Source organism: Pseudoalteromonas luteoviolacea, assembly GCF_018100925.1.
GTDB classification, from domain to species: Bacteria; Pseudomonadota; Gammaproteobacteria; order Enterobacterales; family Alteromonadaceae; genus Pseudoalteromonas; species Pseudoalteromonas obscura.
In genome coordinates, this window is record NZ_JAGJEH010000003.1 from 635,101 (window position 1) to 661,003 (window position 25,903).

Here is a 25,903-nt window from a genome sequence, read left to right on the forward strand (position 1 = left end):
CCATGTTGGCACCCTCATTTCCCTAGGGCAAACTAACACTCAAAACGCTGTCTTGTTACCTTCCCCCAGTATGGGTCTACATACTCATCTTCCACTAACCCTAACCCTGGTAACGTACTAATTGCACTGCACCAAAATTCAGTGGCATAATCCGCGCCTTCTATTTGCTTCACAGTCCAACTTCCTGGATATAGCGTCCACAACGCATGCGCAAACCGAGTACCTAACTTTGCTTTTCTAAATACTGGCACAATATAAAACTCTGCAACCTCCATATCTTTGTCAGACTGCATATAAATCGCAGCAATCCCAGCAGGCACGCCTGATATATAACAGATAAAAGCAGATACTTGCTCTTGTGCAATATCTGTATCTAACTCAAACATGCCGTCTTGTCGTGGCTCTTTTTCTGTTAATTTAGAGAACTCAGCTTCATAAGCCTGCGCAAGGTTAAAGTACACTGCTTGGTTCAAATCATTTACGGCAACAAGTTCCATGCTCTTTCCTATCAATACGACTCCCGTAATGCTAACGCTAAATTAGGACTAAATTATGGAGTGACTATTTACTCTTTTCGTTCAATACCAGCTTCATCACACTCAACGACTTCATGTTCAAGTAGTGCCTGCTCTCGCCACTTACTCAGTACAGGACAAGCCAATACATGCTCTACATATCTTGAAGCTGTTTCGTTAAGCGTAACGCCATAGGTATAAAATCGCATACAAACCGGAGCATACATAGCATCTACTATTGTCCAATGACCAAACAGCCAGCCCCCCTGATAGTCATACTGCGTTTGCTCTGTGAAAATATCCTCAATTCTCTGAATGTCTTTGGACACCTTTGCGTCGACTTCAACATGACGTTTCGCTCTAATATTCATGGGCATGGCATTTTTTAAAGCTGAGAAACCACTGTGCATTTCAGCACACAATGCGCGAGCACGTGCCCTTTGTTCGCGATTTTCAGGTAAGGCTTGCCCAGATAAATAAGTTTCGTTGATATATTCCAAAATAGCGAGTGATTCCCAGACAGTCACATTGCCATCAACTAATGTCGGCACTTTTAACGTTGGACTGATATTTTTTAAGGTATTGTAAAATTGCGCCGTTTCTAAACCAAGTTTTACTTCCTCATAGTCCACATCAAACTTTTCAAGTAGTAACCAAGCTCTCAGTGACCATGTGGAATAATTTTTATTTCCAATAAATAGCTGCATCGTAACTCCTTTAAATTTAAAACTCATTAAAAAGACAGTTAATGCTAGATTGCAATTTAGATTAAAACTAGCGGATAATTTAAATACAATACATCAATATATTTGATACATGGATATAGAAGCTTTAAAAAGTTTTCTCGCATTTGTCGAAACCGGTAGCTTTACACGCACAGCCACACAAATGCACAAAACACAATCAGCCATCAGCATGCAAATGAAGAAGTTGCAGCAGGACATAGGACAGCAGTTGTTTGTTAAAGAAGGGCGGCAACTACATTTAACCAGTGAAGGCATGGCTTTGGTGGGTTACGCAAAAAAAATAGTCCAACTGCAGCAAAGTGCACTAACAAATCTGGCTTCAGCGAGTCCCAAAACACTGCTGCAGCTAGGATGCCCAGATGATTATGCCGAATCTGTCCTGCCTACACTCATTGAGCTGTTACACCAATATGTAGAACACTTGGACCTGCAAGTTACATGTGCGTCAAGCCCACAACTGCTAAGCCAACTAGACCAAGGGCTACTCGATCTTGCCATCGTGACGCGTAGTGCCAATTCAGAGCAAGGCTATTTACTCTGCCAAGATCACGGCGTCTGGGTTGGTGCAAACCAAGCCAATCTTTTAGAGCAACCAACACTCCCCCTTGCTGTTTTTCAAAAAGAGTGTCGATTTCACCAAGCGGCGATCGAAGGCTTGATGAAACAAAATCAAGCTTTTAGAGTTATCGCTTGCTCAGGCAGTGCCAGTGCACTACGCGGTTTGGTTAAACAAGAGCTAGCAATATCCGCTATGGCTAATTTGAGCCGAAATACCCTACCTGTACTAAAAGATCCGCGATTACCAGCGCTACCTAGTATCGAAATTGCTTTAGTAAAACACAGTGGTTCTTCCACCGTAGTTTCCCAAAACCAAGTAGAACAAATCTGTCAGCAGTTCCAATATCGTTTTAGTTCAGAATAGCGTTTTTCGCATATTTTCACTGACCCTTACATTTTTTGACAACGGTGCCACAGACTCTCACAGGCCTTGGCCCTAAACTGAGTCACAAGTTAACCAAATGGAATATGCGTAATGAAAACTTTATCTCTACTCTCACTAGTACTGGCTGCGGCAACTTCTTTTTCAACAATGGCAAACATCAGCGATGACAAGCACAGAGTAGGTGCCCAGTTATCTGGTGGCTCAGCATCATACAAAAGCTCTAGCCAAGATGGCGACGGCGTTGGCCAACTGTACGTCTATTACAACTACCAGTTTGACCCAACTTGGGCACTTGAGGTGGGTCTAAACGGCGGCGGTGATTCAGATGAGTGGGAATGCACAGACACAAAAAACAGAAAGTTCACCTGCACTCAATTGAATAAGACCTTATTCGAAATAGGTGCTAACGATTTGGATTATGGCAATTTAATCGTCGCAGCCAAAGGCCAGTATAAATTGACAGAACGAAACTCACTATACGGCAAATTGGGTGCTAACTTTTACGACTACGAACTCAACCGAGGAAGTAAAACCTTAGAAGAAGATGACGGTGTCGGTTTTGTTGCCGAACTAGGCTGGCAATTCGACTGGCAAAATGGCATGGCAATGAACGTCAGCTATCAGTACCTCGATATGGGTGACCTAGACGTATCTGCACTTGGCGTCGGTGTCAGCTATCGCTTTTAAGTAAACTCTGATGTGGTATATACAGCGTAATGGCAACTCCGCCCATTTCGCTGTGTGAAGCACTGATATCCCCCTTGTGTGCTTGGATGATCTGCTGACAGATCGCCAAGCCAAGACCCGAGCCTCCATGATCTCTACTACGCGAGCCCTCGCAGCGATATAAGCGCTCAAATATTTTCTCTAAATCTTCGTTAGCGACACCTGGAAATGAATCTTCGACTAAGACCGTCAAACCCTTTTCATCCACGTTCATTGATATCTGTGTTTTTCCGTTTGAACTGGTATAAAAATGACTATTTCTCAAAAGGTTGAAAATAACCTGACGGATCCTCGCTGCATCCAAGTTACAAATGCAATCGTGCACTTTTTCAGAGAATGACAAGGTTTGTTGCTTTGTCGCATACATGGGCTGAAACTCCTCGACAATTTCATTAAGCAGTATGCTGACATCTACAGGCTGTTGATCTAACACCATGGCATCATTATCAAATTGCGCTGATTGGTAGATATCTTTGATTAAATTATCGAGGTGACTGATCTTTTTCTGGATTTTCAAAAAACCTTTGACCGGATCTGGCTCTATATTGTGCTGCATCGCTTCTACAGTCAATTTTAAAGCCGCAAGTGGAGTTCTTAGTTCGTGAGAGACGTCAGCCAATAAGCGATTTTTCTGCGCTAGGGATTCAGCCATCATATCGGATTCTAGCTCAACAAATTGCTGCTTCTGTTTTTGTCTTTTGTAAATATAAATCGCAACTGCCATAAAACACAACAGCAACGAAGCTCCCATACCACGTTGTAATTTTAAGTTTTCAAGGGTTGCTTTTGCCAGTGCTTGTTCATTTTGGATCAGTTTCAAAGCCTGCTCTTGCCGTATAAATTCAACGTTTTGCTGCATGGTCAGCGCTTGCTGTTTATCCAGATCATGATACAACTGAGTTTTAGCATCTATAAATGCTTCAAGACTTTGCATTGCGAGCTTATATTCTTCTAGCTGCTGTAACGCTTGCGCCTGATATTTCAGCAAAGTAGCGCGATATGAGTTGCCAATTGCTGGCAGTGCCATCACAGCTTCGATTTCGGATAACGCCTGTCTGTACTGCGCTTGGGCAAGGCGGATCTCTATGATAACTATTCGAACAGTATGCTCTGTGCGTTTTGCTTTTGCTTCAATGGCAAGCTCTAAAGCCTCTTGTGCCACTGATAGAGCCTGTGCTAAAGCTGACTGTGCAACATAAATATTGGCTAAAATACTCAGCTGCCAAGCTAGATCGCTATTGGCGCCACTTGCACGCGCTAGTTTGATACCTTCTTGGCTATGCTCAAGTGCTTCACTGATCTTTCCGAGCTGCAAATGAACTTGACTTAGCTTGCCGTGACTGTTGGCGATATGAATGGGATCACCAAGGGCTTTATCCACTTCTAAGGCTTGCTTAAAGTGCTGAAGTGCCTGTGGATACTTTTCTAGATCTCGATAAATCTCGCCAATATTATACAGCGAGTTGGATATGCCCTGTTGGTTTTGTTGCTGGCGCTGTATGTTGAGAGACTTTTCGTGAAAACGTAATGCGAGTTGCAAACTTCCCATGTAATCGTATATCACACCTAGCTGGTTATAATAGGTTGCTAAACGCGCTTTGTCTTCGATCGGGGCAACCAGTGAAATGGCATCTTTAATGACCCGTTCAGCCTCACTGTAGTTAGCTTGATACCTCAAAGCTCGAGCGAGTAAATGCAATATATCACTTCGTAAAGTCAGGTGTTCTTTTGGCACCAAATTTCGTGCTTGCTCCAATAGCAATAAGCCCGCACTTATATCGCTTTGCTTAATTGCTAGCTGAGCTTGCAATAATTTGATCTGTGCTGGCGCTTCCTCAAATTTACTCATTACAGGAAGATATGACTCTAGTTCGTATAGATGCTGCTTGGCCTCCATAAAGAGACCTAGTTTAGTCTTCGCCTTGGCCTCTATAATTTTAAGTTCAAACCAAAAACGAGAACTTGGCTGCGGGTGTATGAATAGCTGATTCAGCTCATCTACTTTGACTAGCGTTTGTTTTGGATTCTGTTCCAATGAGAGGGAAAGTTGAGATAATGAAGTCTGTACCTGCTCATCACTCGCATAAGTGAGCGGTATTGATAACAATAAAATAAGCAGTAAACTAACTTGGTGACCAAATAACACAGTACAGAGCGACTCTCACAAAATGGCGTTTCGATAACTAAAAATGGTTCAGCAGCACCCGCTTGTTATTCAGGTGCCACACGATGCCCACTTCATACACTAGATAATTTAACCGTTTTTCGCCAACTTAGCACCTATTGTTTATAAATAAGCCAGCAAAAGAGCGATGTCATATTTGCACTTGGTATTCTTTTGCTCTGCTTTAACTATTTAATAACTGCTGCTGCAAAAGTTGGATTTGATCACGCACTTGCGCCGCTTTTTCAAACTCTAATTCACGCGCATGTGTCATCATCTGTGCTTCTAGCTGTGCGATCTGTTCGGTCAGTTGCGCCGTTGATTTACCTGCTGTAGATATTGATAAACCTTTACCCTGCTTCACTTTATTTGAGTTTGTATTATCAGTCTCTTGTACTTCTTCGCCCAAATCCATCACATCGGTGATCTTTTTGTTTAAGGCTTGCGGTACAATACCGTGCTGTTCATTGTAGGCTTGTTGCTTTTCGCGTCGTCGTTCTGTTTCATCAATCGCAGCACGCATCGAGCGAGTGATCCTATCGCCATACAGAATAGCCTTTCCATTCAGGTGTCTAGCGGCACGACCTATGGTCTGAATTAGCGACCGAGTCGAGCGTAAAAACCCTTCTTTGTCAGCATCTAAGATAGCTACCAGTGAAACTTCCGGCATATCGAGACCCTCACGCAACAAGTTTATCCCGACCAAAACATCAAAAACACCTTTCCTAAGATCTCGAATGATCTCCATTCGCTCAACCGTATCTATATCAGAGTGCAAATATCGCACTTTGACATCGTGATCATTTAAATAGTCGGTGAGATCTTCAGCCATTCTTTTCGTGAGGGTAGTCACTAAAACACGCTCTTTTAACTCGACACGCTGATAAATCTCAGATAGCAGATCATCAACTTGCGTTGTCACTGGACGCACTTCAAGCACAGGATCAAGTAAGCCAGTCGGACGGATCACCTGCTCAGCGACTTCGCCACTTGAGCGCTCAAGTTCATAGTCACCCGGTGTAGCCGAGACGTAGATTGTCTGAGGTGCGATAGATTCAAACTCTTCGAATTTCAGCGGTCGATTATCCATTGCCGAAGGTAATCTAAAGCCATACTCAACAAGGTTTTCTTTTCTGCTGCGATCCCCTTTATACATAGCACCAACTTGCGAAACAGTTACGTGTGATTCATCAATGATCATCAATGCATCATCTGGTAAATAATCGAGTAAGGTCGGGGGTGGCTCACCCGGTGCTCTGCCAGACAAATATCGACTGTAGTTTTCAATGCCCGAACAAAAGCCCAGCTCTTGCATCATTTCGATATCGTATTGCGTGCGCTGCGCAACTCGCTGCTCTTCTACTAGCTTATTTGCGTCCATCAAATATGCTCTGCGTTCTTTTAGCTCGCCTTTGATCTTATCAATTGCATCAAGTATTTTTTCTCTTGGCGTAACGTAATGCGTTTTTGGGTAGATGGTTGCTCTGACTAGGTGTTTGTCGACTGCACCTGTTAGCGGATCAAATAAACTGATACGCTCAATCTCATCATCAAACATTTCAACCCGCACCGCTTGTGTTTCTGATTCTGCTGGGAAGATATCAATTACCTCTCCACGTACTCGGTATGTACCGCGCGAGAAGTCCATGTCATTACGAGTATATTGCAGTTCAGCCAAGCGACGGAGCATAGCCCGTTGCTCCATGGTTTCACCCACTTTGAGCAGCAGCATCATTTTCATATAAGAGTCGGGATCACCCAAACCATAAATCGCCGAGACCGAAGCGACAATAATAGTGTCCCTTCTTTCGAGCAATGCCTTGGTAGCAGACAATCTCATTTGCTCAATATGATCATTGATCGAAGCGTCTTTTTCAATAAAAGTATCACTGGCTACAACATAGGCTTCGGGCTGGTAATAGTCATAATACGAAACGAAATACTCTACGGCATTGTTGGGGAAAAACTCTTTCATTTCGCCATATAATTGCGCAGCTAGCGTTTTGTTGTGCGCCATAATAATAGTTGGGCGATTTAGCTTGTGAATAATATTCGCCATTGTAAAGGTTTTACCTGTACCAGTTGCACCTAGTAAGGTTTGATGGGCAAGCCCTGCCTCTAGACCATCACATAGCTGAGCAATCGCGGTCGGCTGATCACCATTTGGGGAAAATTCGGATACTAACTCAAAAGATTCATTCATGAAGGTTGTACCTCAAGGCGTTCATGTTGCATGTTGTTTAGGGTTTTTCTAAACCACATATACGCTGAAACAGCTGTAAATAAGTTACCAATTGCAGCGCCAACGAATAGCCCTGTTAACCCCGCAATATGGGAACCAATATAAGCGCAGGGTATATAAAAAACAAACAGTCGAACAATACTTAAGATCAACGCATTCATTGGTTTATGTAAAGCATTGAAAGATGAATTGGTTAGTATAATGATCCCTTGTAAGCCATAACTCAGCGGTAACGTGTAAATGAAGAGCGTAATTATCTCTATGACCTCTGGTTCATTGCCAAAAGCTTGACTCACCCAATGTGCCGTAAGGAGTAAAACTATATAAATTGCAAATTGCCAAACAAGTACAAATCTCAGTGTTCTGGTATAGGCTTCTTTTACTCTTGCAAAATTACCCGCTCCATAATTTTGGCTAACAAAAGGGGGTAATGTCATCGATAGTGCTAAAATAACCAAACAAGCGATCGACTCGATACGACTTCCCACACCAAATGCGGCAACAGCTTGCGCACCATAAGTTGCAACAATTGCAGTCATCACAGCCATTGCAATAGGCGTCAGCATATTCGCACCTGCCGCAGGCAAACCTATTTTCATAATTTTGGATACAGCCTCCCAAGTGCTTTGGGTAGGACTTGAGCAACTTAAAAGACGCTTTTTTACTGCCAGTAAGTAAATAATCACCACCACACCAACGGCCCATGCAACCACCGATGCAATTGCAGCCCCTTGCACTCCCATCTCAGGAATAGGGCCTAAACCAAAGATGAGGATAGGATCCAATATAGCATTTATAAGACCGCCCAACCCCATGATCATGCTTGGGGTCTTTGTATCTCCAGACGCACGAAGCACCGAATTTCCGATCATTGGCGTGATCAAAAATACCGCGCCAAAGAACCATACATTCATATACTCATGTATATAAGGAAGTGTGGTTTCATCTGCCCCTAAAAGTGTAAATATTGGGTCCATCAATAAATACCCAACACCTGCCAACATCGCGACCAAGACTGCCGCCAATACAAGGGAAACAAAAGCATCAAATTTGGCTTCTTCTATATTTTTGCTGCCCAATGCTTTCGCTATCACAGCGGAAGTCCCGATGCCCAGACCGATCGCTAAGCTAATAATGGTGAATGTAACAGGAAAGGTGAAACTCACCGCGGCCAGCGGTTTTGTGCCCAGTAAACTGATAAAGAACGTATCGACTAAATTGAAGCTCATCAGCATGATCATGCCAAATATCATTGGCACGGTCATACGCTTTAATGTAGCTGGAATAGAGCCACTCAAAATATCACTATGGGAACTAGATTGGCGTACTGCGGACATAAATTATGATACCTCTTATAACAGCCCATCATTCTAAATCATCATACTGGATGATGCCATGCTATTATTGTGCGCAATACGATTGAAGCACAAAAAAGGATTAACACAGCTAAAATTGGTTTTTTTGCCCAATTCTTTGTCAAACAGACCTCTGAACAAAAAATGTCAATTTTGTTTCAGATTCAGCTATTCTTCGGCTCACTTTTTGCACATCTACCAAACAATGTTGAAATAAATCTTTAAAAATACTCACATCTGCCATGAATTATAGCCAAAAGACATATCCATTTGATTTTATTGATATTTAAAAAAACATAAAAAACTATTGCTTCCCTCTAATGCCACGGTTTACTTAGCTTTCGTAGAGTTCTTAAAGATTAATAAACAATGTTATCCACAGATTCCGTGGATAAGTTTGTAGAGCCTTTAAAAATAAAGGCCTAGGCAGGGATCATATCGACGAATTCATTTTATTTAAATGATCATTTTATTTAATAGCCATGATCACACCCGCTATTCGCATTTTTTTACTCGGTTGTAGCCCAATTTGACAAATATGCAAGCGGCCAAATCATAGGAAAAAAACACATAACAACATGTTTTTAATAAGATTTTAAAAATCTCACGGCTAGCCTATGCATTAAATTGGTAAAATTTGAGTAAAATATTTACCAAATCGACTGTAAAAGAAGTGCAAACTAATCTACTTTTAAGATCCCTATTAGGATCAACTTTATCAAAATCTATGATCTCAGAAAAAGTGCAAAAAATAGTCCTTTCGAATAATTTTGAGGCATAAACCACAAAAAACATGCAATAACTTAATTATGTGAGTTCTTAATACAAACACAATTGACATAAAGTTCGCCAATTCACACAGCCGCGATCCTATTGATAGCCACCTATTTCATATCGATTATGTGCTCAAGTCCGCTGCTCTACAGTGAAAGATGATTAAAAAAAAGCTTAATTGTTGATTAATCCATCGAAAAGACAGTTTTTTTGCATAACTGTGATTTTTATTGTTGACACTTCGCCGTGTCGTCATTAATATTTCGCCCCGTTGAGAGACATGCTTCCCCCTTAGCTCAGTTGGTTAGAGCGACGGACTGTTAATCCGCAGGTCCCCCGTTCGAGTCGGGGAGGGGGAGCCAAGTTTCTAAACATATAACGATTCCCCCTTAGCTCAGTTGGTTAGAGCGACGGACTGTTAATCCGCAGGTCCCCCGTTCGAGTCGGGGAGGGGGAGCCAAATCGTTATAAAGTGTAGTTCCCCCTTAGCTCAGTTGGTTAGAGCGACGGACTGTTAATCCGCAGGTCCCCCGTTCGAGTCGGGGAGGGGGAGCCAACTACTCTTATCATTTTATTGTTCCCCCTTAGCTCAGTTGGTTAGAGCGACGGACTGTTAATCCGCAGGTCCCCCGTTCGAGTCGGGGAGGGGGAGCCAATTCTCAGAATATGTTAGACTTTTTCCTATCAATGCTCTACTCTACAAGCACCTTGACTGGTGAATTTTTGCTATATAATTAGGACTACTACCCATATCGAAATACACTCTAAACGTATTTTCAATATGAGCAATTCTCAGTAATCCCAATTTATGTTTGGCAGCATTATATTCATTTACTAATGCTAAAGGGTATTTCTTCCATTTTCAGGCAGAAGATTAATAATGGCAGGCTTTAAAAAACTCATATTTCTACAATTTGTATCTTGGTTACTTTTCTCAGCTGTGGGTAGCTTTTTTGTTGCTTCAAGCTTTGACAGCGCTGTAAGTCGTGCACAAATGAGTGCACAACAGATGGTCAGTAACTACATTCAGGAAAAAACCATGAATGATATGACCCCAGAACATATTCGCCTGTCATTGAGTAATGGGAATGTTTTTTCTACTTTTATAGTAAGAGATTTTTCCGGCCAAGCAGTATTACAATTGGGCGCCCCTACCCAGTTACCATTTTTAGCTGATCTCATTGCCAATACCTTTAATTCCATTCGGCCCCAATTTGCAGTCAATAAAACCAAAGACATCAAAATAGAGTTTGTGATTAACGCTCAGAGTCAGGCTTCTTTGTTACAGCAGTCCCTGCTATTGATGTTACTGATTTCAGCACTTGTTGCTTTTATTCCTATCTTTTATATGCAAGCCATTTATAAAAAGCTGAATCGCAATGTCAGTATGACTGTTGCCAATGCAGTTGATGTGTATATTACGCAAAATCAAGTAACAGAGAGCATAGAAGAAGACTTTAACACCGGTAAAGTTACCGAGCTAGGTGCTGAGTTAGCGCCTTCATTTAATCGGTTAGCCCACTTTCTCAAAAGCAAACAAGAAGATATTAAGTCTGCTGCACACTCTATAAAGCAAGAAGCTTATAAAGATGTAGTCACAGGACTTGGCAACAGGAATATGTTTGTTGAGTACTACGAACATCAAATTGAACAAGCCAACAATAAAAGCTTTGGTACTCTGGCAATGATCCGCTGTAGTGAATTGCAAATGATCAACCAAACTCGTGGTTATCAAAAAGGTGATGAATATATTCGTGCCGTGTCTGATATTGTTAAGCATGTTAGTGGCACCTATACGGGAAGCCAAGTTTTCAGACTCAATAGCTCTGACTTTGCCGTTATTTTACCAAATGTTCCTTCCAAAGAGGCTGAGCAATTTGGTGAGACACTTCAGGCTAGATTTACCCAATATCAGCAAAACCAAGAGCTGGCTTCCGTTGCAAACGCAGGTATTGTCTCCTATGAGTCCGGCAAGCCGCTTGGAGAACTGCTCTCCGTCGTTGATAACGCAATGAGCATGGCGCAAAGTAAACAAGCTAACGCGTGGCATTTACAGCGCGAAAGTGACATTGTTAATAATGTAGGTGCAGGGTTTGGTAACCAAAACTGGCGCAGAGTCATCCGTGAAGTTATCGACAGCCGCCGTGTTAACCTGATGATGCAAAACATTATGCCTATCGGTAAAAATGTCAAAGCCTATGCCGAGATCCAATCGCGCTTCAAAACTGAAGACAATCAAATGCTGCCGACGGCTTCCTTCTTAGCCATGGCTGAAAAGCTCGACATGGCCATTGAGATTGACCAACTGATCATTGATAGCTCACTAGAATTAATTAAAACACGTAATTTCAACGAAAAGTTTTTTGGCATCAATGTTACCGCCTCTAGTGCTCACAGCGATCAGTTTGTGATCTGGCTAGAAAGAAGGCTACTAAAAGACGGCAACTTGGCATCAAAGCTCATTTTTGAGGTCAGTGAGTTCGGCTTACAACAAAATATCAAAGCCAGTAAACGCTTTATTGATATGGTTCACCGTGTCGGTGCACGTATTACTGTAGAGCGATTTGGCGTTGGCCTGACTTCATTTAAATTCTTTAGGGATTTAAAACCTGATTTTATCAAAATGGATGCAAGCTATACCCGTGGCCTAGAAGAAGATAAAAACAATCAATATTTTATGCGTTTAATGGTTGATTTGGCGCACCGTATCGGTGTCAGTGTTTTTGCCGAAGGCGTTGAAAGTCAAGAAGAAAAGCACATTGTTGAAACACTCTGTCTCGACGGTGTACAAGGCTATTACATCGAAAAGCCTAAAGAAGTCTAAAGCCACAAATTTTGGAGGGGTACTTTATCCCTCCATGAATTGTCAACATTCCCTACCAATTTTTCATTTCAATGCAAATAAAGTCTGCTAAATGTTGTGATCTCAGCGAGGAAAATTGTTAGAATTTCCAGTCTTATGACACGTTGCGAAACGCAGATAAATAGTTAGTTAAGGGGCATGAATGACAGAGTATATGTTGTTGCTTATCGGCACTGTGCTGGTAAACAACTTTGTATTGGTTCAATTCTTGGGACTTTGTCCATTTATGGGAGTTTCAAGTAAACTTGAAACAGCTATTGGTATGTCATTGGCAACCACATTCGTTTTAACACTTGCTTCTGTCACAAGTTACTTAGTCAATCAATATATCTTGCTACCATTAGATCTGACTTTTCTACGCACCATGAGTTTTATACTGGTGATAGCCGTAGTTGTGCAATTTACAGAAATGGTGGTAAGGAAAAGCAGCCCCACTTTATATCGATTACTGGGGATTTTTCTCCCGCTTATTACTACCAACTGCGCAGTTCTTGGAGTGGCATTACTTAACATTACAAAAGAGCACACATTTATCAGCTCTGCTGTATATGGTTTTGGCGCGGCCGTAGGCTTTTCATTGGTGTTAGTGTTATTTGCCGCACTGCGAGAGCGTTTAGCCGTTGCAGACGTCCCTACCCCATTTAAAGGCGCTTCAATTGCCATGATCACCGCAGGCCTTATGTCGCTTGCTTTTATGGGCTTTTCTGGATTGGTGAAGTTGTAAAATGACATTACTGTATGCTTTGATAGCTATCGGTGCGCTCGCACTCGTTTTCGGCTTAATTTTGGGCTACGCAGCCATTAAGTACCGTGTTGAAAGTAACCCCATTGTGGATCAGGTCGATGCCATTTTACCACAAACTCAGTGTGGTCAATGTGGCTACCCAGGCTGCCGACCTTATGCAGAAGCAATTGCCAATGGCGACGATGTCAATAAATGCCCTCCTGGTGGTGAAGCAACGGTTAAAAAGCTTGCAGATCTGATGGGCGTTGAAGCAAAGCCGCTCGCCGGCGGGGAAGAAGCAGAGCCAATTAAAAAAGTCGCTTATATACGCGAGGATGAATGCATAGGCTGTACCAAGTGCATCCAGGCATGCCCTGTCGATGCTATTGTCGGCGCGACCCGACAGATGCATACCATCATTGCTGACGAGTGTACAGGATGTGATTTATGTGTAGAGCCCTGCCCTGTTGACTGCATAGACATGATCCCAGTCGCCGAAACAAAACAATCTTGGAAATGGCAAATAGACGCCATTCCAGTGAAACAACTTGATTGAGAGGTTTAAGTGGAAACATTACTTGAACAAATTGAAAGCGGCAAGCTGTGGCAATTTCCCGGCGGCATTCATCCACCAGAACAAAAATCTATCTCCAATCAGGTCTCAATCGGTTCTTTACCTCTACCTGAATACTTGGTGTTGCCGTTAAAACAGCATATTGGTGCCAATGGCCAGCTCCTTGTTAATAAGGGGGAGCATGTATTAAAAGGTCAAGTTTTAACACAACCTGGCACCAACTGGTCTTTACCGATCCACGCTCCGACCTCTGGGACAATCACAGATATCAAACCAATGCCTTCAGCTCACCCTTCTGCAATGCCAGAACTGAGCATCGTATTGACACCTGATGGTGAAGATAAGTGGTGTGACTTGCAAGCTCGCACTTCTATTGATGGCCTAGACAATAAAGCACTGATAGATATTATCCACCACGCAGGTATTGCAGGCATGGGTGGTGCAGGCTTTCCAACATATGTTAAAGCCGATAGTGCTAAGACTATTGAATTTTTGGTAGTCAATGGCGTCGAGTGCGAGCCATACATCACCGCAGATGATATGTTGATGCGAGAGCATGCTGAAGATATCATCCGAGGTATTGAGGTGATGATCTCTATCTTGTCTCCTCAATGCACCTTAGTTGGTATAGAGGATAACAAACCTGAAGCATTGGCTGCTATGAAGCTTGCAGCTCAACACAACGACAAGATATTAGTCCGCGCCATCCCGACCAAGTACCCTTCTGGTGGCGAAAAGCAATTGATAAAAGTGCTCACTTCCAAAGAAGTACCCAGTGGTGGGATCCCCGCTGATGTAGGCGTTTTGGTTCAAAATGTTGGTACTTTATTTGCTGTTAGTGAGGCGGTTTATAAAGGCAAACCTTTGATAGAGCGCGTCGTCACTGTAACAGGAAATACTATACAAACCCCCCAAAATGTTTGGGCACTGCTCGGCTCAGAAGTAAAACATCTGCTATACAGCCAAGGTTTTACGCCTGTTGATGAACAACGTGTGATTATGGGTGGCCCAATGATGGGGTTCACTCTCCCGACAGTTAGGATCCCAGTAGTTAAAACCACCAACTGTGTTTTGGCACCTGACAACCAAGAACTCGCTGTCGCAGGACAAGAACAAGCATGCATTCGCTGTAGTGCTTGTGCCGACGCCTGCCCGCAAACCTTATTGCCACAACAACTGCAGTGGTTTGCTAAAGGACAAGAGTACGACAAGCTCGAAGAATACAACTTATTTGACTGTATTGAATGTGGCGCATGCTCCTACGTTTGCCCAAGTGAAATTCCTTTGGTGCAATATTACCGCGTAGCGAAAGCTGAGATCCGTGAACAAAAACTTGAGAAGGTTAAAGCAGAGCGTGCCAAAGAGCGTTTTGAAGCGCGAAAAGTTCGTCTTGAAAAAGAGCAAGAAGAAAGGCAAAACCGTCACAAACGTCCAGCGCGTAGCGCACCTGCAAAAGACAAGGCTAAAGTTTCGGAAGCGCTTGAGCGTGTTAAGAAAAAACGCCCAGAGCAATCTGCGGTACAAGCCGCTATTGAACGTGCTAAAGCGAAAAAAGCAGACGGTGATGCTACAACACTTGAGCCCGATAATAGCGCCGTTGCACTAGAAAGAGCAAAAAGAAAAGAACAAGCTAGAAAGTACAAAGAAGAAAAAGCAGGCACAGATCAAGGCAGTGCACCAAAAGATGCGGTTGCAGCGGCTATTGCTCGAGCTAAAGCAAAAAAAGCTGACAAAGAAACTGGTAAAGCCAGTTCTGAGGCACCCACTGAAGCAACGGCGGACGATCCAAGAAAAGCAGCGGTTGCCGCAGCTATTGCCCGTGCTAAAGCTAAGAAGGCAGCTAAAACACCTTCTGAACAAACAGAGGTTGAAAAACCTGCAACTGAAGTCGCGTCGGAAGATCCACGCAAAGCTGCCGTAGCAGCAGCCATTGCCCGTGCCAAAGCAAAAAAAGCAGCAAAAGCTGCCGCTGAGCAAACTGAAGAGCTAGTTCACGAAGAACCAGTAACAGAAGAAGCGCAGGAAGATCCACGCAAAGCTGCCGTCGCAGCAGCCATTGCTCGTGCCAAAGCGAAAAAAGCAGCAAAAGCTGCCGCTGAGCAAGCCGAAGAGCCGATCAACGAGGAACCTGCAACAGACGAAGCGCCGGAAGATCCGCGTAAAGCCGCAGTGGCCGCAGCCATTGCCCGTGCCAAAGCAAAAAAAGCGGCAAAAGCAGCCGCTGAGCAAGCCGAAGAGCCGGTCAATGAGGAGCCTGCAACTGACGAAGCACCGGAAGATCCGCGTAAAGCCGCAGTGGCCGCAGCCATTGCCCGTGCCAAAGCAAAAAAAGCGGCAAAAGCAGTAGCTGAGCAAGCCGAAGAGCCGGTCAATGAGGAGCCTGCAACTGACGAAGTCCCGGAAGATCCGCGTAAAGCCGCAGTAGCTGCTGCTATTGCCCGCGCAAAGGCGAAAAAGGCCGCAAAAGCAGCCGCTGAACAAGCTGAAGAGCCGGTCAATGAGGAGCCCGAAACTGACGAAGCCCCGGAAGATCCGCGTAAAGCCGCGGTGGCCGCAGCTATTGCCCGCGCAAAGGCAAAAAAGGCCGCCAAAGAAGCAGAACAAGCTCGTTTAGAAAGTGCTGATACAACAGAAGAAAACAGTACTTCGATACCTGAAAGCGAACTCAACCCTGAAGATAAACGCAAAGCAGCAATTCGCGCAGCCGTCGAACGCGCAAAAGCCAAGAAGAAAGCCCAAGAACAAGAAGGAAATGATCTGTCATGAAATTAACCATGGCTTCATCGCCCCATAATCACAGCCTGAAATCCGTCAACAAGCTCATGCTTTGTGTGATGTTAGCCTGCATTCCTGGGATCTTGGTGCAAAGTTACTTCTTTGGCATTGGTGTATTTATTCAGCTCGCGCTGGCACTGTTCACAGTAAGCCTAGCAGAAGCAGCCATGCTCACACTGCGCGGTCGACCCGTATGGCCAACGTTAAGCGATGGCAGTGCTTGGCTAACCGGCGTACTGATCGCTGTGAGTGTGCCCCCCCTAGCGCCTTGGTGGGTTGTTGTCATCGGCGCATGTTTTGCCATAGTTATTGTCAAACAGCTCTACGGTGGACTCGGATTCAACTTATTTAACCCAGCTATGGCTGCGTATGTGCTGTTACTCATTTCTTTCCCAGTACAGATGACTGCTTGGCTACCTATTCAGGCTTTATTGAGCGCACCACTTCCAGTGCTTGACCAACTCGCTTTAGTTTTTACGGAATCTACTCGCTCTGGTTTGTCTCTAGAGCAGGCAAGACAAGTCATTGATGGAGCAACCGGCGCCACACCGCTCGACCATGTAAAAACGGCAACAGGGCAAAACCTGACGGTCACAGAAGCCATGGATAATAGTGCTTTCGCTCACTTTGCCGGTGAAGGCTGGCAGTGGGTAAACATCGCATATCTTCTCGGTGGGCTGTACCTACTTAAAGCTAAGGTGATCAATTGGCATATTCCTGTTGCCATGCTAGCGTCTCTATCAATTTGTAGTCTATTTGGTTATGTGTTGGGCAATCAAGCTGGCGTAGCATTCCATCTACTGAGTGGGGCAACCATGATTGGGGCTTTTTTCATTGCCACTGATCCAGTGTCCGCTTCAACAACAAACAAGGGCCGGCTGATCTATGGCGCATTAATTGGTCTTTTAGTGTATTTAATCAGGCAATATGGCGGCTACCCTGATGCTGTTGCTTTTTCTGTGTTGCTTCTGAATATGGCGGTCCCCTTGATTGACTACTACACCCAACCGCGCACATATGGACATGGAGCTAAAAAATGATCCTTGCATCAATGAAAAAAAATGGCGCGATCCTAACTGCGTTTGCGCTGGCAACCACAGGCAGCGTAGCACTAGTCCAGCAGCTCACAGCGCCGCGTATTGAAGCGCAAGAGAAAAAGCATTTAATGCGTACACTGACACAGGTTTTGCCCGCTGATAAATATAACAATGAACTGTATTTAGACTGTATCGAAAGTAACGCACCTGAGCTTGGCCCCAATGGCCCACACCGTATTTATCGTGCAAAACATAACGGCCAGCCTGTCGCCCTACTTGTGCAACATATTACACCTGAAGGATATAGTGGCAACATTGATATATTAACTGCGCTATATGCCAACGCTGAAATCGCAGGGGTACGAATTACTCAACATAAAGAAACACCGGGCTTAGGCGATAAAGTCGAAGTTAAAAAATCTGATTGGGTACACAGTTTTTCGGGGGTAAAAGTACAATCAGCAGAGGATCCCCGCTTCAATGTCAAAAAAGAAGGTGGCATGTTTGATCAATTTACCGGTGCCACCATCACTCCTAGAGCAGTGGTGCACTCAGTTAATACAGCAACTTGGTATGCACATCAAAACTTTGACAGCTTATTTGCTCAGCCAAATATTTGCCAAGAGGAACAGTTATGAGTGAGTTAAAAACTCTGGCCCATGAAGGGTTATGGAAAAATAACGCAGCGTTGGTTCAATTACTTGGATTATGCCCTCTTTTAGCCGTCACCAGTACCGTCACCAATGCACTTGGTTTAGGTATTGCGACGCTACTGGTTCTTGTGGGCTCAAATGTGACCGTATCAATTGTGAGAAATTGGGTGCCAAAAGATATACGCATCCCCGTTTTTGTCATGATTATTGCTGCATTTGTAACCATTATTCAATTACTGATGAATGCATATACCTTTGGTCTTTATCAGTCTTTAGGGATCTTCATTCCATTAATCGTGACCAACTGTGCCATTATCGGCCGTGCTGAGGCCTACGCATCAAAGAATACACCTATCCTGTCAGCATGGGATGGAGTGATGATGGGTCTAGGGTTTGCCGCCGTATTAGTCATTTTAGGGGCAATGCGAGAGCTAATTGGTCAAGGGACTTTGTTCGATGGAGCAGAGCTACTGCTCGGGGACTGGGCTGCATCACTGCGCCTTGAAATCATCAGCTTTGATAGCCAGTTTTTAGTTGCCATTTTACCGCCGGGCGCATTTTTAGGCTTAGGCCTTATCATCGCTGCAAAGAATTACTTTGACGAGCGCAAAAAGTCGCAAACCAAGCCTGCTGCACCTGTCGAAAAAACACAAAGAGCACGCGTAACCAGTCTTACTTAATTCATTTTTCACACTCACTTGAACCGTCATTCAATGGGTGTGAATAACCAAGCGTGATAGCACGGGGCAATCAAGGGCTGTCATGCTTGGTCAACCATAGCAAAACACTGAAAAAACCGTCATGAATAAAGCAAAACGTTTAGAGATCTTAACTCGTTTACGTGAAGACAATCCAAACCCTGAATCAGATCTTGAATACAGCTCCCCATTTGAGCTATTAGTCGCGGTAACCTTGTCCGCTCAAGCCACAGATGTAGGCGTTAATAAAGCCACACGTAAACTGTTTCCTGTTGCCAACACCCCCGAAGCTATCGTAGAGCTAGGTGTTGAAGGATTAAAAGAGTATATCAAAACCATTGGTTTATATAATTCCAAAGCCAACAATGTTTACAAGCTTTGCCAGATCCTAATTGAAAAGCATGGCTCTGAAGTCCCTCAAGACCGCAAAGCATTAGAGGCGTTGCCAGGGGTTGGTAGAAAGACCGCAAATGTGGTACTCAATTGTGCATTTGGCTGGCCAACCATTGCGGTAGATACCCATATATTTCGAGTGTCCAATAGAACGAAATTCGCCATGGGCAAAGATGTCGTCGCCGTCGAAGAGAAACTAGAAAAAGTGGTTCCAAGAGAGTTTAAAGTCGATGTGCACCACTGGCTGATTTTGCACGGCCGTTATGTTTGCACTGCGCGAAAGCCAAAATGTGGCTCCTGTATTATTGAAGACTTATGTGAGTTTAAAGAGAAAGTTGAATAGCAGTTTAACTTTTTAACCTCTCTTTTTGGAATTCGGGGCTATGTGCTATTAACTCCTTAAGAGCGGCAAATAGCAGTCCGCTCTCGCAATTGCTCAAACGTGATATAAAGCAGCGAAGGGTGTGGCATCTGCACACTCCCTAGATATCATCACTGTTACTGTTTTGATTACATTTATTGTTATCACTTATTATTGTTAATTGACTTTTTCTGTCTCCAAGGTTCAATTGGTTGCGTAAAATATCTCCACCAAACATATTTCCATGGGACCAAAATAATCAGCACACAAATTCCAATGATCGATGCTTTCACATTTACAATGCCAGGGATCTCTTGGCCTGCCAGAAATGGCGGTAGTGCTACAACAGCCAACCAAACTATTTTCCAAGCCATTTCATAGATCATAACCGGAAGAAACGCTAAAGGGCGAAATACGCCTCCAATTGCCAATATCGCAAGTGTGAATAACATAGAGTGCCCGAGCCCTCTCCAATTACTCCATTGCGAAGCGCCTTCTAGAAGATAATTCAATTGCTTTGAGCCCAATACGATGACCATAGCCGCAAAAATTATTCGAAGCCCCCAAGTCTTCCAAAGCGCGACTTTTGGAGCGCCATCTCGCATCGGATCAAACTCGTTACTATTATCACTAGTTGCATAACTGCCTTCATAATCACTCTTAGATTTTCTTCGCATAACCATACCTTGTTTTCTAAATTTCACCTCAATGCTGCCATGGGGATGAGCTTAAAGAGCATCGAATTTGAAAATCGATGCTAAAAAAAGGCAATAAATCATAAGATTATCGAAAAAGAACAAAATTAATGTAGAATCACTGTAAAAGTAGGAGGGAGTATAAAGTGGATCTGCTAAAAATTGCGCAGCTAGTTACTGTATTGCTATGTCTTGCATTTGCCATCATTCATTATCGCCTTCGAAAAACACATGTTTTACATTTAGCGTTCGCCTTTTTTTGTGCATCGTCGTCAATGCATATTGCATATAAATTAACAGACCACTATCTATCCCCCTATCATCATCTGATAGGTATTCTCGGTTTTGCCACTTGTAGCGGATACTGGCTATTTTCACGTGCATTTTTCCGAAAAGCCAAGCCAATAAATCGCCATCACCTCCTTTTTGTCGGCTTACTCGGGGCGTGCTTGATATTGAGACACCTTTTGCGCTTTTCTGAAAAGATGTGGCTGCTAGATACAAACTGGCTACCTGTGTTAATAACCGTTTTATCAGAAGCGATTGCAATATTCTCTTCAGGTATGCTCATTCTCGCGTTTTGGGAAGGCTATCGAGTGTTACACAATGCAACGGCAATACAACATAAAATAACCACGATTTATCTGTCTTCATTCATGATTTGCATTGTCAGTGTAATGCTAGTTGCCGCAGCTCTACCAACCGGATTTTTGGCTGGTACAGGACGAGATTGGCTTGTGGTTTTCGCCTATACTTTAATACTGACCAGCACACATGGGCTGATCCGATTTCGCCAACAGCGGCTTAATCTACAAGAAAAAAATACAGAGCCAAACCTTGAAGAAGAAATCACGCTTGCTAGCCAAATTCAAACATTGTTGGTTGAGGAAAAACGCTTTTTAGAATCAAGTTTGCGAGTCGCCGATATTGCTCGAGAGCTAGATGTTCCCGAATATCGAATCCGCGCGATTATGCTCAATAGTTTCAATGCCAAAAATTTTAATCATTACGTCAACCAAATGCGCATTGAATACGCTAAAACTTTACTTAGTGCACCCGATAAACAAGACTGGCCCGTACTTGTTGTTGGCATTGAAAGTGGTTTTGCTTCTGCCGCCCCTTTTACCCGTGCATTTAAAGAGTTTGCTGGTTGCACCCCGGGGCAGTATCGCAAGCAACAGCTCGCTACCAGAAGCTGACTCGATAGAGTGTTGTAGAAAGCGATGTGCACACCGGTGGAAAACACAAAATAACAAGAACAGCCTATATTGCTTGAAGACTGCTCGAAAATATTATTTTTATTAACACGGGTCGCAAATCATGGCGCTTTTACAGTTCGCTTCAATACCAACCACCGCTTTACCAAGACACTCGTGCCAAGAGTATCTTTTAATCTATTGTGCCAACCTGTAAAAAGCACTCTGATCAACCAATAAAAAAGCACAACAATCATAAGATAAATAAGGGCATTACTGTCTATAAAGCCTGGCCATCTATCTGATGTATTAGCGGAAAAAGACATAACGGCACCTAACAAAGCAAAACACGCTCTCCATGTGTGCCTTGCTATTCGATGTTTGCCACTAAGGCCACCACCTAAAATCATCTTAAGGTCTAAACACGCAGCCATCAGCGCCACCGATGCATGAATAGTAAAAATTGTTTTAAAAGTCGTTGAAAGCTCAGTAGCAGTATAAACAAAGTAAAATAGATCTAGGCTGACGTACAAGATTAAACACATTGCCAGCACGTCAAAAGTACCCGTTGACTGCTCTTTTCTTAAGACTATGGTCCAAGCGGTTACGCCATAGTAAAATGTCAGCAGTGACATGGTTAGGCCGCCATTAAAAAAAGCGGCTGTGGCAGTCATGACTATCATAGCTAAAAAAAATAGATTGCCGGACCACCTGTGCCAGAGCTTTCCCTTAGTAAAACTTAAAGCACCTATACCAAACAACAACAAAAATGAACCCGCCATAATGTGTATTGTGAGCATTACGCCTCCTTGTGACCTCGAGCTATGCCATGGGTGGTTCAGCTAAATAGTCAGCTCCGACTAATTCATATTAATGCCCATCCACACCATTGACTTGGTTAGTTTTTAAACATGTTATTTTTGGTAATTTGGCATAACAACAAGACATTGGACACCTATGAAATGTTACAAAACATGAACGCTCTCATCACTTGAGTAACTTTAAATTGTAAGTCAGTTACCTACTAAATATAAAAAACAATACATTTTGTGATTTATGGCGTTGAACAAGCTTGGAGAAAAAGAAGCTATATTAGAAAAACCCAACCCACAAAAACCTCTATGACAAACATTTAAGCTTATTTCTCACTAATTAATAAGCTTTTTGCCTGTCTGATTGTCATACCAAATGTACTTCTAAATGTGCGGCTCAAATGCGCGCTGTCAGAAAATCCAGCGCCATAGGCTGCTTCTGTAGCCGTCGCGCCATTCATCATCATCTGCAATGCACAGGTCATTCTTCTCCATAATAGGTATGGTCGCCACGCTATCCCGACTTGCTGTGAAAATAGATGCAAAAAACGACTCTCAGATAAATGACATTTTTGCGCCACCTCTTTTGCTCGCCACTGATTGGGCTTAGTACATGAAGCTGTGAAACAAAGATTTAGCTCATCCAGCAGTTCACCTATACGAGGATCGGTAACTATACTTAGATCAGTATCTAACAAGCTCCCATCTAAGTTTATTGCGGCTAGCAAACTGGCAAAGTGACCAAACGCATCACCTTGATGCTTTATTGGCAATTCAATGTCAGCTCCTTGCAATATTGGCATAGACACCCAAGACTGGCTATTTAACCTCTCTTTTAAACTTTGTCCTAACATGCTACTTGGCTCAATCAATAGCACCCACCCCTTAGTCATACTCAGGCAGTGAGTTTGCCTTGAATCAATGATCGCAACACTCTGAAGCGTTTCTCCATTCAAGGTACACATAGCATCACTGTCAGGCCAGATAAGCTGCATGGCAAGATGGCTATGATAATCAGCATCTATACTCTCGCCATATGTCAGTACTAAGCCTGTCTTTATCCAAACATTAGAGTTTGTCACTTAAGTGCCTATTAATCTTCTTTTACCAACAGTGTATCTGCAATCCTAGTCACAATACTAGCGACTTGCATGTTCAATCACGTAAGAGCTTTCGAAGATCATCTGGTATTGGCATAGGCCTAAACGGATTCACATTTGCCCCTCCAGTATTCCCTTTTGGCACCCAAATGCGGGAGAAAATAATCGAGGCAAATATTCTCATGACTTGCCCAAGCACCTCTTTTTTATCACCTGTTTTAAAACCTACTTTTAGCATCCACCAATGACTTAGGGTATGTCTGAACACATAGGACTGCCCTAATATATGCGCTCTTTCAAGGTGGAGAAAACAGTTATCAAAGTCTCCCTCCAAATACAGTACTTTTGCCGTTATCAATTCATGTTGGAAAGCTTGTCGTAGTTCTTTGTTCATATGATACCTATGTCGTTTTGAGCAATGAGACAAATTCGCTCTTTCTTTAACAAGCATCATAAATAGTGTCGGAGTAATAAAATTGAATAAACTGGCTATTTGTTTGCTTTTGACATCGGCGTAGTCGGCTAGCAGTATAAAAGTGTTGAGGGAAAGAGCGTGCAATCACGCCCGTTACCTTGTTATTTACCCTTGAAACTTAGCAATAAATTGATCAACCAAAGACTTTTGATCCGACAGTGCCTTTTGGGTATTTGACATGGTTTCTAACGACTTATCAGAGCTTTGTAATGAGTCAGTTGCCAATTGCGAAATAGTCACGGCATTATTGTTTAACTCATTACTCACCCCTGACATTTCTTCTGTTGAAGTGGCTATTTGATAGTTCAAGCTAGAGATATCATTAACGATGGCATTGATGCTATCCAAAGACGCCTTAGTACCTTCTGCTTTTTCGACACACTGTCCTGACTTTTCAACGCCATTTTGGATCGCTTGCACTGCTCGTTCAGCTCTCTGTCTCAGATTCGCGACAATATCATCTATCTCTTTGGTAGAGTCTTGAGTTCTTTGAGCCAGTGCCCGAACCTCGTCCGCGACCACAGCAAACCCTCGACCTTGTTCCCCAGCCCGTGCGGCTTCAATCGCTGCGTTAAGTGCAAGTAGGTTCGTTTGTTCGGAGATCCCTCTGATCACGTCTACAACGCCGCCTATATTCACCGTTTGCGCATTCAAATCTTCAATATCAGACTGCGTTTGCGTCAACTCTTCAGACAAGGTGTAATTGTTCTCCATATTTTCATTAACCGCTAAACTGCCCTCTTTGACTGATTTTAGCGCCGCCTCAGATTGAGATGCTGCGTTGTTGGTATTCGAGGCGATCTCTTGAATCGTTGCTGTCATTTGATTAATCGCCGTTGCCAATGAGCCCGTTTGTGCCTGCTGGTTGTTGAGCAACTGTGCACTTTTATCACACTCATCTACAGTTTCTTTCGCATGTTCACGTACGGTATCACTGGCATCTTTAACTCGTCCAAGCACGGCTCTTAACTCAGATTCTCGCGCTAACAAAGCCAATTCAATTGCTGCGATGTCATTGACTTTGTTGATATAAATTTTCTGCATCAATGGGTTATCATAAACCTTACGCGCTTTTTCGCTTAACTCGCGAACAGGCAACAACCTTTGATATGTCAATGCCAATGCAATAATCACCAGTACAGTCTCCAAAATATAAGACCATGGCGAAGGCAAAGACGCAAAAACCATACTCAATATGTAAAATACTCCAATAATCAACATCATTTGAGTAGACAAAGACATTGAAGCTCGAGTAAAACTTTCCGCCGATGCACCATCATTGAGCTTTTGGTAGATTTTTTCTGCTCTATTGACTACAGCACGATCGGGCTTTGTTCTTACTGATTGGTATTCTACAGTCTGGCCACTGCCATTTGTAATTGGTGTGACATAGGCATTCACCCAGTAGTGATCCCCGTTCTTGCAGCGGTTTTTTACCATACCCATCCAAGGTTTACCTGACTCGATATAGTTCCATAAGTTTTGAAACGCGGCCTTAGGCATACTTGGGTGTCTGACAATATTATGTGGTTTTCCCTCTAGCTCATGAAGTTCAAAACCAGCAACTTCACAAAATTGGCGATTCGCATATTTAATTTGGCCTTTGGTATTGGTGGTAGACAGCAAATTATAGGAGCTGGGGTAGTCGTACTCTCGGTTGGTTACCGTGGATCTTCCTTTAGTCATAGCAACTCACTCTAAATAAAAAAGCAATAGTAAGTGATAACGCTAATGCGAGCATGACAAAAATGACTAAAAATTGTTCTAAATCAAGCTTATGGGATTGGGTTACATTGAAGTCTTGCCCAGTGACAAAAACTCAATAAACAATATCTTGATGGATATCGCACTTTATTTACCAAAGTCATTAAACACGAACGTCACATGCGCACTGCATAGTAAATTAAAGTTAGCAAAGGGAATTAAATAAGCAAGATTAATGAAGAATATCATTCTAAGAGAAGTAGAGTAAAGTGGCGTCCCCTAGGGGATTCGAACCCCTGTTACCGCCGTGAAAGGGCGGTGTCCTAGGCCTCTAGACGAAGGGGACACAATTTTGTGTCACTAGGACTGGTTATTTAA

General features: G+C 43.2%; 21 protein-coding genes and 5 tRNA genes. 15 read left to right on the forward strand and 11 right to left on the reverse strand.

Annotated features, from left to right (window positions below):
* Window positions 1-32 precede the first annotated feature (32 nt).
* Both J8M00_RS08885 and J8M00_RS08890 read right to left on the reverse strand, forming a co-directional pair.
* Window positions 33-497: a hypothetical protein gene (locus J8M00_RS08885; protein ID WP_211009891.1), complete on the reverse strand. Its 465-nt coding sequence runs from the start codon at window positions 495-497 to the stop codon at window positions 33-35.
* A 68-nt stretch (window positions 498-565) separates the two neighbouring features.
* Window positions 566-1,222: a glutathione S-transferase family protein gene (locus tag J8M00_RS08890; protein ID WP_211009892.1), complete on the reverse strand. Its 657-nt coding sequence runs from the start codon at window positions 1,220-1,222 to the stop codon at window positions 566-568.
* A gap of 109 nt (window positions 1,223-1,331) precedes the next feature.
* Between J8M00_RS08890 and J8M00_RS08895 the strand changes: the two genes are divergently transcribed.
* Window positions 1,332-2,183, forward strand: coding sequence for a LysR family transcriptional regulator (locus J8M00_RS08895; protein WP_211009893.1), 852 nt, complete (start codon window positions 1,332-1,334; stop codon window positions 2,181-2,183).
* Window positions 2,184-2,294: 111 nt separating this feature from the next.
* Window positions 2,295-2,891, forward strand: coding sequence for a porin family protein (locus J8M00_RS08900; RefSeq protein WP_211009894.1), 597 nt, complete (start codon window positions 2,295-2,297; stop codon window positions 2,889-2,891).
* Here the strand turns inward: J8M00_RS08900 and J8M00_RS08905 are convergent.
* The 3 genes from J8M00_RS08905 to J8M00_RS08915 form a co-directional block, all read right to left on the reverse strand.
* Window positions 2,875-5,076, reverse strand: a complete 2,202-nt coding sequence (locus J8M00_RS08905; RefSeq protein ID WP_211009895.1) for a tetratricopeptide repeat protein — start codon at window positions 5,074-5,076, stop codon at window positions 2,875-2,877. The genes J8M00_RS08900 and J8M00_RS08905 overlap by 17 nt on opposite strands.
* 202 nt (window positions 5,077-5,278) lie before the next feature.
* Window positions 5,279-7,297: an excinuclease ABC subunit UvrB gene (uvrB, locus tag J8M00_RS08910; RefSeq protein WP_211009896.1), complete on the reverse strand. Its 2,019-nt coding sequence runs from the start codon at window positions 7,295-7,297 to the stop codon at window positions 5,279-5,281.
* Entirely contained in the window at window positions 7,294-8,673 is a 1,380-nt protein-coding gene (locus J8M00_RS08915; RefSeq protein WP_211009897.1) for an MATE family efflux transporter, read from the reverse strand. Before J8M00_RS08915 ends, uvrB begins: the two co-directional genes overlap by 4 nt.
* A 1,077-nt stretch (window positions 8,674-9,750) precedes the next feature.
* Here J8M00_RS08915 and J8M00_RS08920 point away from each other — a divergent pair.
* From J8M00_RS08920 to nth, 12 genes are all read left to right on the forward strand, one after another.
* Window positions 9,751-9,827: transfer RNA gene (locus J8M00_RS08920), tRNA-Asn, on the forward strand.
* A 21-nt stretch (window positions 9,828-9,848) separates the two neighbouring features.
* Window positions 9,849-9,925, forward strand: a tRNA-Asn gene (locus tag J8M00_RS08925).
* A 19-nt stretch (window positions 9,926-9,944) separates the two neighbouring features.
* A tRNA-Asn gene (locus J8M00_RS08930) sits at window positions 9,945-10,021 on the forward strand.
* Between the two features lie 22 nt (window positions 10,022-10,043).
* A tRNA-Asn gene (locus J8M00_RS08935) sits at window positions 10,044-10,120 on the forward strand.
* A 225-nt stretch (window positions 10,121-10,345) separates the two neighbouring features.
* Window positions 10,346-12,289, forward strand: a complete 1,944-nt coding sequence (locus tag J8M00_RS08940) for an EAL domain-containing protein (protein WP_211009898.1) — start codon at window positions 10,346-10,348, stop codon at window positions 12,287-12,289.
* A gap of 181 nt (window positions 12,290-12,470) precedes the next feature.
* Window positions 12,471-13,052: an electron transport complex subunit RsxA gene (gene rsxA / locus J8M00_RS08945; protein ID WP_023399636.1), complete on the forward strand. Its 582-nt coding sequence runs from the start codon at window positions 12,471-12,473 to the stop codon at window positions 13,050-13,052.
* 1 nt (window position 13,053) lies between these two features.
* Entirely contained in the window at window positions 13,054-13,608 is a 555-nt protein-coding gene (gene rsxB / locus J8M00_RS08950) for an electron transport complex subunit RsxB (RefSeq protein ID WP_023399637.1), read from the forward strand.
* A 9-nt stretch (window positions 13,609-13,617) separates the two neighbouring features.
* Window positions 13,618-16,392 (forward strand): electron transport complex subunit RsxC, encoded by a 2,775-nt coding sequence (gene rsxC, locus J8M00_RS08955; protein ID WP_211009899.1) that lies wholly within the window; start codon window positions 13,618-13,620, stop codon window positions 16,390-16,392.
* On the forward strand, window positions 16,389-17,441 hold the full coding sequence (gene rsxD / locus J8M00_RS08960) for an electron transport complex subunit RsxD (protein WP_211009900.1): 1,053 nt from the start codon (window positions 16,389-16,391) through the stop codon (window positions 17,439-17,441). The genes rsxC and rsxD overlap by 4 nt, the downstream gene beginning before the upstream one ends.
* The gene (gene rsxG, locus J8M00_RS08965) at window positions 17,438-18,076 is read left to right on the forward strand and encodes an electron transport complex subunit RsxG (protein ID WP_211009901.1); all 639 of its coding nucleotides are present in this window, start codon (window positions 17,438-17,440) and stop codon (window positions 18,074-18,076) included. The genes rsxD and rsxG overlap by 4 nt, the downstream gene beginning before the upstream one ends.
* Window positions 18,073-18,771, forward strand: coding sequence for an electron transport complex subunit E (locus tag J8M00_RS08970; RefSeq protein WP_023400203.1), 699 nt, complete (start codon window positions 18,073-18,075; stop codon window positions 18,769-18,771). The genes rsxG and J8M00_RS08970 overlap by 4 nt, the downstream gene beginning before the upstream one ends.
* A 121-nt stretch (window positions 18,772-18,892) precedes the next feature.
* Window positions 18,893-19,525, forward strand: a complete 633-nt coding sequence (nth, locus tag J8M00_RS08975; RefSeq protein WP_211009902.1) for an endonuclease III — start codon at window positions 18,893-18,895, stop codon at window positions 19,523-19,525.
* Between the two features lie 182 nt (window positions 19,526-19,707).
* Here the strand turns inward: nth and J8M00_RS08980 are convergent, their stop codons facing one another.
* Complete coding sequence (locus tag J8M00_RS08980) at window positions 19,708-20,220, reverse strand: hypothetical protein (protein WP_211009903.1); 513 nt, start codon at window positions 20,218-20,220, stop codon at window positions 19,708-19,710.
* A 164-nt stretch (window positions 20,221-20,384) separates the two neighbouring features.
* Between J8M00_RS08980 and J8M00_RS08985 the strand changes: the two genes are divergently transcribed.
* Window positions 20,385-21,437: a helix-turn-helix domain-containing protein gene (locus J8M00_RS08985; RefSeq protein WP_211009904.1), complete on the forward strand. Its 1,053-nt coding sequence runs from the start codon at window positions 20,385-20,387 to the stop codon at window positions 21,435-21,437.
* A gap of 119 nt (window positions 21,438-21,556) precedes the next feature.
* Here J8M00_RS08985 and J8M00_RS08990 read toward each other — a convergent pair whose 3' ends face one another.
* From J8M00_RS08990 to J8M00_RS09010, 5 genes are all read right to left on the reverse strand, one after another.
* Entirely contained in the window at window positions 21,557-22,234 is a 678-nt protein-coding gene (locus J8M00_RS08990; RefSeq protein WP_211009905.1) for a hypothetical protein, read from the reverse strand.
* 338 nt (window positions 22,235-22,572) lie between these two features.
* Complete coding sequence (locus J8M00_RS08995) at window positions 22,573-23,328, reverse strand: helix-turn-helix transcriptional regulator (protein WP_348772551.1); 756 nt, start codon at window positions 23,326-23,328, stop codon at window positions 22,573-22,575.
* Between the two features lie 73 nt (window positions 23,329-23,401).
* Complete coding sequence (locus J8M00_RS09000) at window positions 23,402-23,740, reverse strand: DUF3703 domain-containing protein (protein WP_211009906.1); 339 nt, start codon at window positions 23,738-23,740, stop codon at window positions 23,402-23,404.
* A 186-nt stretch (window positions 23,741-23,926) separates the two neighbouring features.
* Window positions 23,927-25,507: a methyl-accepting chemotaxis protein gene (locus J8M00_RS09005; protein WP_211009907.1), complete on the reverse strand. Its 1,581-nt coding sequence runs from the start codon at window positions 25,505-25,507 to the stop codon at window positions 23,927-23,929.
* A gap of 288 nt (window positions 25,508-25,795) precedes the next feature.
* Window positions 25,796-25,871: transfer RNA gene (locus J8M00_RS09010), tRNA-Glu, on the reverse strand.
* Between the last annotated feature and the right edge of the window lie 32 nt (window positions 25,872-25,903).

Excerpts from the sequence above, each read along its gene's own strand:
- J8M00_RS08885 (WP_211009891.1), bottom strand. The coding sequence starts at position 497 with ATGGAACTTGTTGCCGTAAATGATTTGAACCAAGCAGTGTACTTTAAC.
- J8M00_RS08890 (WP_211009892.1), bottom strand. The coding sequence starts at position 1,222 with ATGCAGCTATTTATTGGAAATAAAAATTATTCCACATGGTCACTGAGA.
- J8M00_RS08895 (WP_211009893.1), top strand. The coding sequence starts at position 1,332 with ATGGATATAGAAGCTTTAAAAAGTTTTCTCGCATTTGTCGAAACCGGT.
- J8M00_RS08900 (WP_211009894.1), top strand. The coding sequence starts at position 2,295 with ATGAAAACTTTATCTCTACTCTCACTAGTACTGGCTGCGGCAACTTCT.
- uvrB (WP_211009896.1), bottom strand. The coding sequence starts at position 7,297 with ATGAATGAATCTTTTGAGTTAGTATCCGAATTTTCCCCAAATGGTGAT.
- J8M00_RS08915 (WP_211009897.1), bottom strand. The coding sequence starts at position 8,673 with ATGTCCGCAGTACGCCAATCTAGTTCCCATAGTGATATTTTGAGTGGC.
- J8M00_RS08940 (WP_211009898.1), top strand. The coding sequence starts at position 10,346 with ATGGCAGGCTTTAAAAAACTCATATTTCTACAATTTGTATCTTGGTTA.
- rsxA (WP_023399636.1), top strand. The coding sequence starts at position 12,471 with ATGACAGAGTATATGTTGTTGCTTATCGGCACTGTGCTGGTAAACAAC.
- rsxB (WP_023399637.1), top strand. The coding sequence starts at position 13,054 with ATGACATTACTGTATGCTTTGATAGCTATCGGTGCGCTCGCACTCGTT.
- rsxD (WP_211009900.1), top strand. The coding sequence starts at position 16,389 with ATGAAATTAACCATGGCTTCATCGCCCCATAATCACAGCCTGAAATCC.
- rsxG (WP_211009901.1), top strand. The coding sequence starts at position 17,438 with ATGATCCTTGCATCAATGAAAAAAAATGGCGCGATCCTAACTGCGTTT.
- J8M00_RS08970 (WP_023400203.1), top strand. The coding sequence starts at position 18,073 with ATGAGTGAGTTAAAAACTCTGGCCCATGAAGGGTTATGGAAAAATAAC.
- nth (WP_211009902.1), top strand. The coding sequence starts at position 18,893 with ATGAATAAAGCAAAACGTTTAGAGATCTTAACTCGTTTACGTGAAGAC.
- J8M00_RS08980 (WP_211009903.1), bottom strand. The coding sequence starts at position 20,220 with ATGCGAAGAAAATCTAAGAGTGATTATGAAGGCAGTTATGCAACTAGT.
- J8M00_RS08990 (WP_211009905.1), bottom strand. The coding sequence starts at position 22,234 with ATGCTCACAATACACATTATGGCGGGTTCATTTTTGTTGTTGTTTGGT.
- J8M00_RS09000 (WP_211009906.1), bottom strand. The coding sequence starts at position 23,740 with ATGAACAAAGAACTACGACAAGCTTTCCAACATGAATTGATAACGGCA.
- J8M00_RS09005 (WP_211009907.1), bottom strand. The coding sequence starts at position 25,507 with ATGACTAAAGGAAGATCCACGGTAACCAACCGAGAGTACGACTACCCC.